A 12,702-nucleotide genomic window follows, 5' to 3' on the forward strand; every position below is an offset into this window, starting at 1 on the left:
ACGTGCCGCCGCGACCCGGATGGGCTACAACTTGCGGCTGACCCGACTGGAGACTCCATGACGCTTTCCCGGCCGACCACTCAGGCGGCGGGCGCCCTGCGCGACAGGTTTCGCGAAGTGCGCGCAGCCAGCCTGACGCTTGCCGCCCCGCTGTCCGCCGAAGACCAGTGCATCCAGTCGATGCCCGATGCCAGCCCCACCAAGTGGCACCTGGCGCACACCACCTGGTTCTTCGAAAGCGTGCTGCTGCAGCCGCACGCCAGCGGCTACCAGCCCTTCGACGCGCGCTTTCTCTATCTCTTCAACTCGTACTACGAGGCGCTCGGCCCGCGCCATCCGCGCCCGCAGCGCGGCCTGCTCACGCGGCCGTCGCTGGACGAGGTGCACGAGTACCGCCGCCATGTCGACGAGGCCGTGGTGGCGCTGCTGGAAGAGGGCGGGCCCGACTGGAGCGTGATCGAGCCCATCGTCACGCTGGGCCTGCACCACGAGCAGCAGCACCAGGAGCTGCTTCTCACCGACATCCTGCATGCGTTCTCCTGCAACCCGATGCTGCCCGCCTACAGGCCCGCCGGCGGCCCCGCGCTGCGCCTTGCCGCGGTGCCGCCCGCGATGCGCTGGATCGAGCAGCACGGTGGCGTGGCCGAGGTGGGGCACGCCGGCACCGGCTTCTCCTTCGACAACGAAACGCCGCGCCACCGTGCGCTGCTGCAGCCTTATGCCATTGCCGACCGACTGGTGAGCTGCGGCGACTTCGCCCAGTTCATCGCCGACGGCGGCTACCAGCGGCCCGACCTGTGGCTGTCCGACGGCTGGGCCGCGGTGCAGGCCAATGGCTGGCGGCATCCGGCCTACTGGCTGGCGCAGGACGATCCGAGGCTGCGTTTCGCCGGTGCCGCCACGGCCCAGGCCGGAGGTGGCTGGCATGTGTTCGGCCTGCACGGCGTGCGGCCGATGGAGGCCGACGCGCCGGTGTCGCAGCTCAGCTTTTATGAAGCCGCCGCCTACGCCGAATGGGCCGGCGCGCGGCTGCCGACCGAGTTCGAATGGGAGGCGGCGCACGATGCGCCCGGCATCTCGCAGATGACCGGACATGTCTGGCAATGGACGCGGTCGTCGTACGACCCGTATCCCGGCTTCAGGCCACTGCCGGGCATCGCCGCCGAATACAACGGCAAGTTCATGGTGGGGCAACTGGTGCTGCGCGGCGGCAGCGTCGCCACGCCGGCCGGGCATGCGCGGCCCAGCTATCGCAACTTCTTCCCGCCGGCGGCGCGCTGGCAGTTCACGGGGCTGCGGCTCGCGAAAGACCTTTGATCATGCGCAATCCAACTTCCTCGTCCTCGCTGTCATCCTTCGTGCCCGCGAAGGCGCGGCAGAAGCCGGCAGCTTCGTCTTCGTCGCGGGCCGATGCAACTGCAGCGCCGCTGTCCGAGTTCGGCCGCGAGATGCAGGCGGGACTGGCGCGTTCGCCGCGCAGCATCTCGCCGAAGTTCTTCTACGACGCGGCAGGCTCGCAGCTGTTCGACCGCATCTGCGAACTGCCCGAGTACTACCCGACGCGTACGGAGCTGCGCATTCTTGGCGAATGCGCTGGGGAGATTGCGGGGCAGATCGGGCCGAATGCGGAGATCGTCGAGTTCGGAGCGGGGTCGCTGACCAAGGTTCGGCTGCTGCTCGATGCGCTGGAGACGCCCAAGCGGTATCTGCCTATCGACATCTCGGGGGAGTATCTGGAGGCTGCCGCGCAGCGGCTGAAGGCGGACTATCCGGAGCTGGTGGTGCAGCCTATCGCGGCCGACTACACGATGCCGCTGGTGCTGCCTGCGCCCATGGCTGGTTCAGGTCGACGGGTTGGATTCTTTCCCGGGTCGACGATCGGAAACTTCGAGCCCGACGAGGCGCTGGCTTTTCTGCAGCTGGCTGCGCGAATGTTGCGTGGAGGCGGGCTGCTGATCGGGGTGGATCTGGTGAAGGATCCGGGGCGGTTGCATGCGGCTTACAACGATGCGCAGGGGGTTACGGGGGAGTTCAACCTGAATCTGTTGCGTCGGGCCAATGCTGAGTTGGATGCCGACTTCGACCTCGATGGGTTCTCGCATGCGGCGTTCTACAACGCGCCTCGGCAGCGGATCGAGATGCATCTTGTGAGTCGGCGGGCTCAGAGTGTTTCTTTGAATGGGCAGGTGTTCGGGTTTGAGGAAGGCGAGACTATTCATACGGAGTACTCGCATAAGTTCACTGTTGAGGGGCTTCGGGCGTTGGCTGTTAGGGCTGGGTTTCGGCCTGGGGCGGTTTGGACTGATTCTGAGAGGCTGTTCAGCGTGCACTGGTTGGCTGCTTGAGTCCTTTGGTTGCTTGTTTCCCGGGGCCGGGTCTCGGCCCGGCGGCCGCCCTACTTTCTTTTGCTTCGCCAAAAGAAAGTAGGCAAAGAAAAGGCGACCCCACTGTCTGCGACCCCTTCGCTGCGCTACGGGGCAACCTGTGGTGCTCGCGTTTCGCGGGGTCTCGCAGAACTCGCTTCGCTCAGACAACTGCGAGCCCTTATCCGCGAAACGCTGCGCTCCTCGGCGCAGCCAGAGGGGAGGGGAGATGCTCGGGCCATCGCGTTGCTCGGCCCCCAAGGCACGGCAGGCGCTTCGCACCTGCCGTGCTTGGAATGAGACGACGGGCTTGTTGGGGTTGCGTGCGCTGTTGGCGCCGCCGGAATCGGTTCTGACCTTGGATCCCTGGCCGAGCGAAGCGAAGGCCAGTCCAAGGCTGTTCAGAAGCCGAGCGCAGCGATGGCGCGTGTCGATCCCTTCTGGCTGCGCCGAGGAGCGCAGACGTAGGAGGGATCAGGGCCGCAGCTGTTTGAGCGAAGCGAGTTCTGCGGACCCCCTCCTACGTCGAGCACCGCAGGTTGCCCGTAGCGAAGCGAAGGGACGCAGACAGTAGGGTCGCCTTTCTTTTGCCTACTTTTCTTTGGCGAAGCAAAGAAAAGTAGGTCGGCCGCCGGGCCGAGACCCGGCCCCGGAAAACAAACCCTCAAACAGGGTAGATACAGGTACCCCAAAAAAGCCCAACCCCCCAGCAGCGGCACAATAACCCCCGCAGCGGCAGCCAGCCGCCCTGGAGACCCCAAAAATCATGAAAGCAACCTGGAACGGCGTAACCATCGCCGAAAGCGACGACACAGTCCTCGTCGAAGGCAACCACTATTTCCCGATGAGCTCGCTCAACCGCGACTTCGTCACCTTCAGCAATCACAAGACCACCTGCCCCTGGAAGGGCACAGCGAACTACTACTCGCTGCTGGTCAACGGCGAACTCAACACCGACGCCGCCTGGTACTACGCCGATCCGAAGCCCGAAGCCGAAGAGATCCGCGACCGCGTCGCGTTCTGGAAGGACGTGAAGGTCAGCGCGCAGTGACCACCGCCGCCTTCACTCCTCCGTTCATTTCGCCGGCCGAGCTGCCCGCCGCGCTGCGCGATCAAGGCTATGCCGTGCTGAGCCCCCAAGGCGTAGCCGAATGGCTCGGTCTCCCGGTCGCGCAGCTCGAAGCGCTGCATGCCGACTGGAACGATCTTCCGCCCGACGACTACCTGAAGGACGGCGGCCGCTATCGCACGCGACGCCATGCCTGCTTCACCGTCGAAGCCGACGAGCAGGCCACGCTCGCCCAGGTGCCGCATCGCGCGCACTGGCAGCCGGTGGAATACAACGCGCTGCATGGCGGCATGCAGCGCTGGTTTGCGCCGATGCTCGACGCCACCATCGCGCAGCCGGTGTGGCAGCGGCTGCTGCAGCAGCTCGGGAAGGCCAGCAGCGAGATGCGCGGTGCGGCGCAGCGCTGGTACGTGGAGGCGCATCAGTTCCGCATCGACACCGCCGGCGGCATCGGTCGCCCCACGCCCGAGGGCGCGCACCGCGATGGTGTGGATCTGGTGGCTGTCGCGCTCGTGGGGCGGCACGGCATCAAGGGCGGAGAGACACGCGTGTTCGAGGCCAACGGAAGGCGTGGCGAGCGCTTCACGATGACCGAGCCGTGGACGCTTCTGCTGCTCGACGATGCGCGCGTGATCCACGAGTCGACGCCGATCCAGCCGCTCGAAGAGGGCGGCGAGGGCTGGCGCGACACGCTGGTGATCACCTGCCGGGCCGAGGGTTTCCAGGGGGACTGAAGCTGGGCGATCTCGGGGCTTGCCCTTGCTGGCACGAGTCCTACAGCCTGCTCCGCGCAACAACGGTTAAATTCGGGTCCCCGGTCCGGTATGGGCCGAGTCTGTCTGCGAACGAAAGCGAGGTCCCGCCATGTTCAATCACATCCTGGTTCCGATCGACGGCTCCGAAACTTCCATGCTCGCCGTCAGCAAGGCCAGCGGCCTCGCGCTGGCCTTCGGTAGCCGCATCACGCTGATCCACGTGATCGACAACTACCCCTTCATCGGCGTGGGCGCGGACTATGCGCTCGGCCAGAACGAATACCTCGCGGCGGCCACTGCCAGTGCCAATGCCGCCCTCGCACGCGGCGTGGCGGCGCTCGCGGCGGAAGGCCTTCACAGCGACCAGCGCGTGATCGACGGCCACGTGGTGCACGAAGGCATCGTCGACACGGCCATCGCCATCGCGGCAGACCTGATCGTGATGGGCTCGCACGGCCGCAGCGGCATCGAGAAACTGCTGCTGGGCAGCGTGACGCAGCGGGTGCTCCAGGACGCGAACATGCCCGTGCTGGTGGTGAAGGGCGGCTGAGGAAGGGCCCAGCCCGTCACGTCCAATCAGGCGGCCGGTTGAAGAAAAGGCTCTGCTGCGTCACCGGGTGCACGAACCCAAGTTCGCTCGCATGCAGCAGCAGGCGCGCCGCACGCGCCTGCAGTGCGGCGTCGCCGTACAGCGCATCTCCCAGGATCGGATGCCCGATCGACAGCAGATGCACGCGCAGCTGATGCGAACGGCCCGTCAGGGGCTCCAGCAGCACATGTGTGGCGGCGGGCTCGCCGGGCAGCACTGACAGCGCCTTCCATCGCGTGAGGCTGGGCTTGCCCTCCGGATCGATCTTCTGCAGCGGGCGGCGCGGCCAGTCGGCCATCAGCGGCGCGTCGATCAGCGACCACTCCTGGCGCAGCGGCATCGCGCCATCGACGATGGCTTCGTAGCGCTTGTGCACCTCGCGGTCGGCAAAGGCCGCGCTCAGCGCGCGCTGCATCTCGATGCCGCGCGCCATCAGCACCAGGCCGCTGGTGGCCATGTCGAGCCGGTGCACGATCAGCGCGTCGGGCCACTGCCGCATGGCGCGGGCGCTCAGGCAGTCCTGCTTGTCCTCGCCGCGGCCGGGCACACAGAGCAGGCCCGCAGGCTTGTCGAGCACCAGCAGGTACGGGTCTTCGTGAACGGGTTGCAGTGGCGGCGGGGCGGTCATGGAAGCCGCAGAGTGTAGACAGCGGGGCGCCGGGCCCCTTGCCCAGGCTCACGCCCCGCTCATCCGGCCTCGGCTATCCTCGGACGAATGTCCGGCCCCGCCCAAGCCTCCGCTTCCTCTTCCCCCGACGCCCAAGCCACATCGACGGCCGCAGCGGTTTCTCCCCCCAGCTTCTCCGACCTGACGCGCGAACGCCCCTTCATGCAGATGTGGACGGCGCGCCTCTTCGGCACGGCCGCCTCGCAGATGTTGCTGGTGGCCATCGGCTGGCACATGTACGAGCTCACCGGCAGCGCCTGGGACCTGGGCCTGGTCGGCCTCTACCAGTTCGTGCCCGCGCTGCTGCTGGCGCTGCTGGCCGGGCACATCGTCGACCGTCACCATCGCGGGCGCATCGTGGCGGCGTGCTTCGCGGTGCAGGGGCTGGTGGCACTGGTGCTGCTGCTGGCGGTGCTCGAGAAGCACGACACGCGCGGCCTGCTGCTGGGCCTTTCTCTGGTGCTGGGCGCGGTGCGGGCCTTCCAGATGCCGGCGCAGCAGGCGCTGACGCCGCTGCTGGTGCCGCCCACCATGCTGGCGCGCGCAATGGCCTTCAGCTCGGCGGGCATGCAGGGCGCGATCATCGGCGGGCCGGCCCTTGGCGGCCTGCTGTTCGTGGCGGGCATGGCGGTGGTGTATGGCGCCAGCGTGGCCTTCTTCGGTGTCGCCTGCGCGCTGGTGCTGCGTCTGCGCTATGCCTACACGCCGGCCGCGCGCGAGCCGGTGACGCTGTCTACCGTGTTCGCGGGCGTCGATTTCATCTGGAAGCGCAAGCCCGTGCTCGGCGCCGTCTCGCTCGACCTGTTCGCGGTGCTGCTGGGCGGCGCGGTGGCGCTGCTGCCGATCTATGCCAAGGACATCCTGCACACCGGTCCCTGGGGCCTGGGCCTGCTGCGCAGCGCACCGGCGGTGGGCGCGCTGGTGATGTCCATCGCGCTCACGCGCCGGCCGGTGGAGCGCCACATCGGGCGCACGCTGCTGCTGGCCATCGGGCTCTTCGGGCTGTGCATGGTGGTGTTCGGCATTTCGAAGAGCTTCGTCGTCTCGCTGATCGCGCTGGCGGTCTCGGGCGGCGCAGACATGGTCAACGTGGTGATCCGCCAGACACTGGTGCAGCTGGAAACGCCCGACGCCATGCGCGGGCGGGTGAGCGCGGTCAACTCGATCTTCATCGGCGCGAGCAACCAGCTCGGCGAGTTCGAGTCGGGCGCCACGGCGGCGCTGCTGGGGCCGGTCGGCTCGGTGGTGGTGGGCGGCGTGGGCACCATGCTGGTCGCGCTGACCTGGTTCAAGCTGTTTCCGTCGCTGGCGCAGCGCGACCGGCTGGTGGTGGCGGCGCCTTCGGTCAGGCCGCCAGCCGCCTAATCGGCAAACAGGGAGCGCGCGCCCGGCACTTCGAGCGTGACGTCGCCCAGCGCCTGTGCCACGCAGGGCAGGATCCAGCCCTCGGCCTTTTCCTCGGCGCTCAGGCCGGGCCATTCGATGATGTGGCGGGTTTCGCCCGCGAGCCGCAGGCAGATGCAGGTGCGGCAGGTGCCGTTGCGACACGAGCTCGGCAGCTCGATGCCGGCGGCCTCGGCGGCCTTCAGCAGGGTGGTTTCGGCGTCGGTCTCGAAGTCGAGGCCCGAAGGCTCGATCCGGACCTTCATGGTTGCTGTTGCTGTTGCTGCTCGCGGCGTTGCTCGCGCAGCATGAAGAGGTACAGGCTCTCGACCTTCTCGCGCGCCCACGGCGTCTTGCGCAGGAACTTGAGGCTGGAGCCCACGCTCGGGTCGAGCGTGAAGCAGCGGATGGGAACGAGCTCGCTCAGGCGCTTCCACCCGTAGTGGCCGGCCAGCGCCGTGACGATGGCCTCCAGCGTGACCCCGTGCAGCGGATTGCGCGGCTGGGGCCTGGGGGCGGGCGCTGGCGCTTCGCTCATCACTTGTTCTTGAGCTTGCCGCGGGGGATGACTTCGGTCGTGATGGTGCGGACCGGCTCGATGCCGCCAGTGCTCACAGGCTTGGGCGGCGAGGTGTCCTTCTTCGGCTTCTTCGCTTCCTTGTTGCTGCGTTGCTGACCCTTGGCCATGTCGGTTTCTCCTGTAGTTGCGACGTATGCGGCCAGCAGTTTAGCGGTGCGGCGACAATAGCCGGTTCCATCCGATTTCCCGCATCCATGTCAGATTACGAAGTTCGCCCCGCGACCCTGCGCGACGCCAAGGCCGTCGCAGAAATCCACGCACTCTCCGTCAAGGCCGCCTACGAAGGCATCCTTCCCGAGGAAGAACTGCGCGCGCTGGCCCCGGCCTCGCGCGAAGCCAAGTGGCGCGAGGCCATCGAATACAGCGAACCCCAGGTGCACGTGGTGGTGCAAGGCAGCGAGGTCGTCGGCTTCGTGGGCTTCGACCGCTCGCGCGACCCCAAGACGCCGCCGACCACCGGCGAGATCTGGGCCATCTACGTCAAGCCCGAGCACTGGGGCAAGGGCGCCGGCGTGGCCCTGTGGGACGCCGCCCGCGAAGGCCTGGAGGAAGAGGGCTGCACCACGGTCACCATCTGGGTGCCCATTCGCAACGACCGCGCCATGCGCTTCCACGAACTCGCGGGCTTCAAGCGCGAGATGAAGACCGCCAAGACCACCGCCATCGGCACCGTGCGCATCGAGGAAATCCGCCTCAAGCGCAACGTGGCCTGAGCCGGCGACCGCCACATGGACGCCGCCGGCAGCAGTTCTTCCTCCCTCGGCCATGCCGCGCGCGTGCGCTCGCACCAGCGCCGCACGGCCGCCGTGCAGTGGATCCGCCGCACCCACGGCTGGTTCGGCCTGTGGGGCGCGGTGCTGGGGCTGCTGTTCGGCTTCAGCGGCATCTGGCTCAACCACCGCAACGTGCTGAAGCTGCCGCAGGCCCAGGAGCGCAGCCGTGCCCAGCTGGCGCTGCCCGATCCGGTGCCGGAAACGCCCGAGGCCATGAGCCGCTGGCTGCAGGAGGCGCTGCGCATGAGCGGCCCGCCGAATTCCAGCCGCGTCGAGGCTGCCAAGCCCGTCGCATGGGCCGACAAGAGCGACAAGACGGCTCCCGCGCTCACGCAGCCGGCGCACTGGATCTTCAACTTCGGTGGCCCCAACGAGATCGTTCAGGCCGAATACTGGCAGGGCAACCGCTCGGTGGGCGTGACCACCACGCGCAACGGCTTCGTCGCCACGCTCACCAACATGCACAAGGGCGGCGCCATGCCGCTGCCCTGGATCCTGCTGGTCGATACGCTCGCCGGCAGCCTGATCTTCCTGTCGATCTCGGGCGTGGTGCTGTGGATGCTCACGCACCGGCGCCGCCGCGTCGGCCTGGCGCTCTTCGGCGCCTCGCTGGCGGCCATGCTGGCCATTGCGCTGAGCGCGCTCTGAGGGCCCGGGAGGCGCCGGCGTACGGGTATTGCCAAGGCGCAACCCGGCTGCGGATAAGCTCGCCGCTTCCTTTTCAGCCCGAATCCTGCCCATGGCCTCCAGCCTGCTCCTGCTGCTCGACGACATCGCGACCGTTCTCGACGACGTATCGGTCCTCACCAAAGTAGCCGCCAAGAAGACGGCCGGCGTCCTGGGCGACGACCTCGCGCTCAACGCGCAGCAGGTCACCGGAGTGAAGGCCGAGCGCGAGATCCCGGTGGTGTGGGCCGTGTGCAAGGGCTCCTTCGTCAACAAGGCCATCCTCGTGCCGGCCGCCCTGGCCATCGGCACCTGGCTGCCCTGGCTGGTGACGCCGCTGCTGATGATCGGCGGCGCTTTCCTCTGCTTCGAAGGCGCGGAAAAACTGGCGCACAAGTTCCTGCACAAGGACGAACACGACACCGACACGCAGCGCCACGAGAAGGCCATGGCCGATGCCTCGATCGACGTGGTCGCGATGGAAAAGGACAAGATCAAGGGCGCGGTGCGCACCGACTTCATCCTCTCGGCGGAAATCATCGCCATCACGCTGGGCACCGTGCAGGGCCAGCCCTTCACCACCCAGCTGAGCGTGCTGGTGGGCATCGCGCTCATCATGACCATCGGCGTCTACGGCCTGGTGGCCGGCATCGTGAAGCTGGACGACGCGGGCCTCTACCTGAGCCAGCGCGCGAGCGCGGGCGCCCAGGCCCTGGGCCGGGGTATCCTGGCGGCGGCGCCGTGGCTCATGAAGGCGCTGTCGGTGGCCGGCACGGCCGCGATGTTCCTCGTGGGCGGCGGCATCCTGGTGCACGGCGTACCGGCGCTGGGCCATGCAGTCGAGGACTGGGCCAAGGCCACCGGCGGCGTGTTCGGCACGCTGGGCTCCATGGGCGTGAATGCCGGCGTGGGCCTGGTGGCCGGCGCCATCGTGCTGGGCGCGGTGGAGCTGGTCGGCAAGATGCGGGGCAAGAAGGCCTGACGCGGTCCGGCTGCCGGTTGTTGGTGTGAGGGGCTGTTGAGCTTCGGCGGATGGCCGCTGCTGCACCGGGGCGTTCTGTGGCCTTCGCCAACTGCGTAACTGCGTATTGCAGTTGCGTTGTGCCTCATCTGACCTGTTCCGAGCCTTGCAGATACGGCTGCGGGCCCATTCGCAAAACTAGCGGGGCCTGACCCGGAGCCCGCGCTACCTACTTCGTGAGCGCGAAGAACTGCGGCCCGTTGGCTCCGGCTGGTCGCGCGGTTTGCAGAGCGAGCGCGCCAGTGGTCCGGTCGATCGTGAAGATCGAGATCGTGTTGTCGCCTTGGTTCGCCGTGTAGGCGAACCGGCCTGTGCGATCCACGGTCACGGAGTTGGGCGTGTTGCCTCCGACGGAGAACGGTTGGCCCGGTACCGATGTCAGCGCGCCGGTTCGTGGGTTGATGGCGTAGGCCGAGACGTCGTGGGAGTTCCGGTTCGCAACGTACACGAAGCGTCCGGTCGGATCGATGGCCATGCCGAAGGGCGTGTTGCCGGAGGGTACCGAGCCGATCGAAGTCAACGCGCCCGTGGTCTGGTCGATGGAATAAGCGAGCAGGGTGCCGGGGTTGTTGCCGGTGCTCACGTAGGCGAAACGGCCGCTGGGCTCGGCCGCGACGTCGACGAAGCCGCCGACCGGCAGCGCGACCGACACGGGTGGCGAGATCGGAACGCCGGTGCCCTGGTCCAGGCGGAACACCTCGACGGACGCACCGTTGGGCACGAACGCGAATCGCCCGTCGGGATCGAAACCCAGCTTGCGGCTGTTGCCGCCGGCCACGGCCACGGCCGTGCTGCCGTCGAGGTCGCCGGTGGTCGCGTCGATATTGAGCCGATGGATCTGCCCGTCGCCGATCACGTAGGCAAAACGTCCCTTGGGTTCGACGCCGACAAAAACCGGGCTCGTGCCGACGCCGGTGGTGATATTGAGGTCTTGCGACAGCGTGCCGGCGGGATCGATGGTGTATTGGGTGACGCCTTGGGTACCGACGTAGATGCTGGCGTAGAGCTTTTTCCCCGAGGGATGCGCTGTCACGTGCTGGGGGGTGCCTGCCAGGGAGTACGCAGCGGGAGTGGCTGCCGACAAACTGCCATCCGCAGAAACGGTGTATGCAGTCAGATTATTCGATCGCTCGTTGGCCGCAAAGCCGAAACGATCGGCTCCGGCCTCCGAGCAATTGACCCTCACCGAGTTCACTGCCGCCCCCGCCACCGTCCCGAAGGCCTGTTTCGCAACGCAGACCTGCAGCGCCGTGGGCTGCGTCTTCACGGTCACGCCGTAGTCGGCACCGTCGTCCAGCGAAGTGGCGAAGCTGAAGCTGCCATCGGCGCCTATGGCCAGGTCGTCGCCCGCGTTGTTCTGCAGCACGAGCCCGCTGCCTGCCAGGCCAGTGACGGTGCCGCCGACGGCGAACTTCGGCGCGCCCGGGGGCGGTGCAGGAGGAGGCGGTGCGTCGCCTCCGCCGCCATTGGCCGCAGGAAATGGCGTGAAGGAGAAGCCGCCGCCTCCGCCCCCGCCGCACGATGCAAGCATCAAGGGCACGGCGATGGCCAGGGCGAGGCTCAGGCGGGTGCGAGGGGGCAGCGGCGGCATTTTTTTCTTTGGGAAACAAATGTGGCCGCGATGTTATCGGGACACGCTTCCATTTGCACGCCCCGCGACTGGCCGCCGTCCACATGCCCGATGGCCGTGCCTATGAACAGCATCCGCTGCCGCGCCGGATGTCAGCAGGCCATACCGGCTGACGGCAACCAGTCCGGGGCTGCCGTCCGTCGCCTGGCGTGGAACGACCGCTTGAATCCGCCGCCGGATGCCGCTGTGGGCCAACTGGATCATGATGCAGGCCTTGGTCGTTTGCCGAGCCCATTTGCCGAGCTCATTTGCCATGAAAAAAATTCGCCACCTTCTCGTTCTTTTCACTGCGGCCGCGTGCACCCACACTGGCGCTCAAACCGAGGGAGCCACCCCGCGCGGTTCCAGCGACTTCCCGAGCCCCGCCGCGTCGCATGGCTCCGTTTCCGAATCGAATGCCGCCGTGTTCAAGGCTTGCGCCAACGCTCCGATAGCGAATGGGACGTGCCCGCTCGATGCGGTCTTCGGCCTCTTCAAGCTGGCGCCGAACAACGACGTGCTGGATTTCAAGGCTTCGAACACCGTCCCCCGGACGATCAACCAGAACTACGGCTGGATCCTGAAGCTCAACCGGAAGACCGGCAAAGTCCGCGTTCTCGAACGCATGACATTGCCGGAAACCCCGAAGACATGGGGCACCGGCGGCCAGCCTTACGGCATGTCGGCGGACCGCAAGACTCTTTCGCTGGACGTGACCTTGACCATCCACGACGGCACCATTTCGAAGTCCTGGGACGTGGTCGAGGGCGATCCTCCCGGCCACTACCTGATCACCGCCTACGTCGAAGACTCCGCCCCGGTGCAGTTCGAGTTCGATGTCATCGATCCAAGATGACCAACTGCCGTGGTCCTGTGGGTTGAATGCGGCTGAGCTGTCTTCCCACGGCAGTTCATGATCGTCCACCGGGGCGCGCCGCTTCGTGCCGTTGGCTGTTGCTGCGCCAGCCCGCCGCGCTGCGGATTTTTCCCTACTCGCGCTTCCTGCCCAGCTTCACCAGCTCGACCACGATCAGCGCGATGCCCAGCACCAATGCGAACCAGCCCACCAGATAGGCCCCCGCCACCATCTCGAACCAGCGCGTGCCCTGGAGGAAGCGCGGCCCCAGCAGGACGGCGACGCCGATCACCAGGCAGAGGATGCCGCGTTCGAGCGTGCGGAGTTGTCGTTTGGGTTGCGCCATGGCTTCGTCGTTGTCCGGGAGAGTG

The 12,702-nt window shown here is 67.3% G+C and carries 16 protein-coding genes; 10 read left to right on the forward strand and 6 right to left on the reverse strand.

The genetic code is table 11. From position 1 onward, the window contains the following. Positions 1-57 precede the first annotated feature (57 nt). The 5 genes from egtB (at position 58) to ABL838_RS10490 (ending at position 4,737) form a co-directional block, all read left to right on the forward strand. Positions 58-1,317 (forward strand): ergothioneine biosynthesis protein EgtB, encoded by a 1,260-nt coding sequence (gene egtB / locus ABL838_RS10470; RefSeq protein ID WP_184636212.1) that lies wholly within the window; start codon positions 58-60, stop codon positions 1,315-1,317. Positions 1,318-1,448: 131 nt separating this feature from the next. Next, positions 1,449-2,345, forward strand: coding sequence for an L-histidine N(alpha)-methyltransferase (gene egtD / locus ABL838_RS10475; RefSeq protein WP_418125855.1), 897 nt, complete (start codon positions 1,449-1,451; stop codon positions 2,343-2,345). A 784-nt stretch (positions 2,346-3,129) separates the two neighbouring features. Then, the gene (locus ABL838_RS10480) at positions 3,130-3,414 is read left to right on the forward strand and encodes a DUF427 domain-containing protein (protein ID WP_126024165.1); all 285 of its coding nucleotides are present in this window, start codon (positions 3,130-3,132) and stop codon (positions 3,412-3,414) included. After that, positions 3,411-4,166 (forward strand): 2OG-Fe dioxygenase family protein, encoded by a 756-nt coding sequence (locus tag ABL838_RS10485; RefSeq protein WP_184636216.1) that lies wholly within the window; start codon positions 3,411-3,413, stop codon positions 4,164-4,166. The genes ABL838_RS10480 and ABL838_RS10485 overlap by 4 nt, the downstream gene beginning before the upstream one ends. A 130-nt stretch (positions 4,167-4,296) precedes the next feature. Continuing rightward, the gene (locus ABL838_RS10490; RefSeq protein WP_007833935.1) at positions 4,297-4,737 is read left to right on the forward strand and encodes a universal stress protein; all 441 of its coding nucleotides are present in this window, start codon (positions 4,297-4,299) and stop codon (positions 4,735-4,737) included. Between the two features lie 16 nt (positions 4,738-4,753). Here ABL838_RS10490 and ABL838_RS10495 read toward each other — a convergent pair whose 3' ends face one another. Continuing rightward, the gene (locus tag ABL838_RS10495) at positions 4,754-5,404 is read right to left on the reverse strand and encodes an RluA family pseudouridine synthase (protein ID WP_369658800.1); all 651 of its coding nucleotides are present in this window, start codon (positions 5,402-5,404) and stop codon (positions 4,754-4,756) included. An 87-nt stretch (positions 5,405-5,491) separates the two neighbouring features. Between ABL838_RS10495 and ABL838_RS10500 the strand changes: the two genes are divergently transcribed. Next, positions 5,492-6,808 (forward strand): MFS transporter, encoded by a 1,317-nt coding sequence (locus ABL838_RS10500; RefSeq protein WP_418125263.1) that lies wholly within the window; start codon positions 5,492-5,494, stop codon positions 6,806-6,808. On the opposite strand, the gene ABL838_RS10505 is transcribed toward ABL838_RS10500, so the two are convergent. The 3 genes from ABL838_RS10505 to ABL838_RS10515 are packed head-to-tail and all read right to left on the reverse strand — an operon-like array spanning position 6,805 to position 7,513. Further along, positions 6,805-7,092, reverse strand: coding sequence for a 2Fe-2S iron-sulfur cluster-binding protein (locus ABL838_RS10505; RefSeq protein WP_126024168.1), 288 nt, complete (start codon positions 7,090-7,092; stop codon positions 6,805-6,807). The two genes, ABL838_RS10500 and ABL838_RS10505, sit on opposite strands and share 4 nt — an antisense overlap. Continuing rightward, positions 7,089-7,364: a VF530 family DNA-binding protein gene (locus tag ABL838_RS10510; protein ID WP_418125264.1), complete on the reverse strand. Its 276-nt coding sequence runs from the start codon at positions 7,362-7,364 to the stop codon at positions 7,089-7,091. The genes ABL838_RS10505 and ABL838_RS10510 overlap by 4 nt, the downstream gene beginning before the upstream one ends. Continuing rightward, complete coding sequence (locus ABL838_RS10515; protein ID WP_165909684.1) at positions 7,364-7,513, reverse strand: hypothetical protein; 150 nt, start codon at positions 7,511-7,513, stop codon at positions 7,364-7,366. Before ABL838_RS10515 ends, ABL838_RS10510 begins: the two co-directional genes overlap by 1 nt. Before the next feature lie 87 nt (positions 7,514-7,600). Here ABL838_RS10515 and ABL838_RS10520 point away from each other — a divergent pair, with 87 nt between their 5' ends. From ABL838_RS10520 to ABL838_RS10530, 3 genes are all read left to right on the forward strand, one after another. After that, positions 7,601-8,119 (forward strand): GNAT family N-acetyltransferase, encoded by a 519-nt coding sequence (locus ABL838_RS10520; protein ID WP_126024170.1) that lies wholly within the window; start codon positions 7,601-7,603, stop codon positions 8,117-8,119. 15 nt (positions 8,120-8,134) lie between these two features. Further along, a complete protein-coding gene (locus tag ABL838_RS10525) occupies positions 8,135-8,827 on the forward strand; it encodes a PepSY-associated TM helix domain-containing protein (protein WP_418125265.1) in 693 nt (230 codons plus the stop codon). Between the two features lie 91 nt (positions 8,828-8,918). Then, positions 8,919-9,827 (forward strand): DUF808 domain-containing protein, encoded by a 909-nt coding sequence (locus ABL838_RS10530; RefSeq protein ID WP_418125266.1) that lies wholly within the window; start codon positions 8,919-8,921, stop codon positions 9,825-9,827. A 208-nt stretch (positions 9,828-10,035) separates the two neighbouring features. Here ABL838_RS10530 and ABL838_RS10535 read toward each other — a convergent pair whose 3' ends face one another. Beyond that, a complete protein-coding gene (locus ABL838_RS10535) occupies positions 10,036-11,457 on the reverse strand; it encodes a lactonase family protein (protein ID WP_418125267.1) in 1,422 nt (473 codons plus the stop codon). Between the two features lie 217 nt (positions 11,458-11,674). Between ABL838_RS10535 and ABL838_RS10540 the strand changes: the two genes are divergently transcribed. Beyond that, complete coding sequence (locus tag ABL838_RS10540; RefSeq protein ID WP_418125268.1) at positions 11,675-12,331, forward strand: hypothetical protein; 657 nt, start codon at positions 11,675-11,677, stop codon at positions 12,329-12,331. A gap of 133 nt (positions 12,332-12,464) precedes the next feature. On the opposite strand, the gene ABL838_RS10545 is transcribed toward ABL838_RS10540, so the two are convergent. Beyond that, the gene (locus ABL838_RS10545; RefSeq protein WP_184636229.1) at positions 12,465-12,677 is read right to left on the reverse strand and encodes a hypothetical protein; all 213 of its coding nucleotides are present in this window, start codon (positions 12,675-12,677) and stop codon (positions 12,465-12,467) included. Between the last annotated feature and the right edge of the window lie 25 nt (positions 12,678-12,702).

Origin of the sequence: Variovorax sp. 160MFSha2.1 (assembly GCF_048305075.1) — a bacterium.
In the GTDB taxonomy this organism is placed as follows: domain Bacteria; phylum Pseudomonadota; class Gammaproteobacteria; order Burkholderiales; family Burkholderiaceae_C; genus Variovorax; species Variovorax guangxiensis.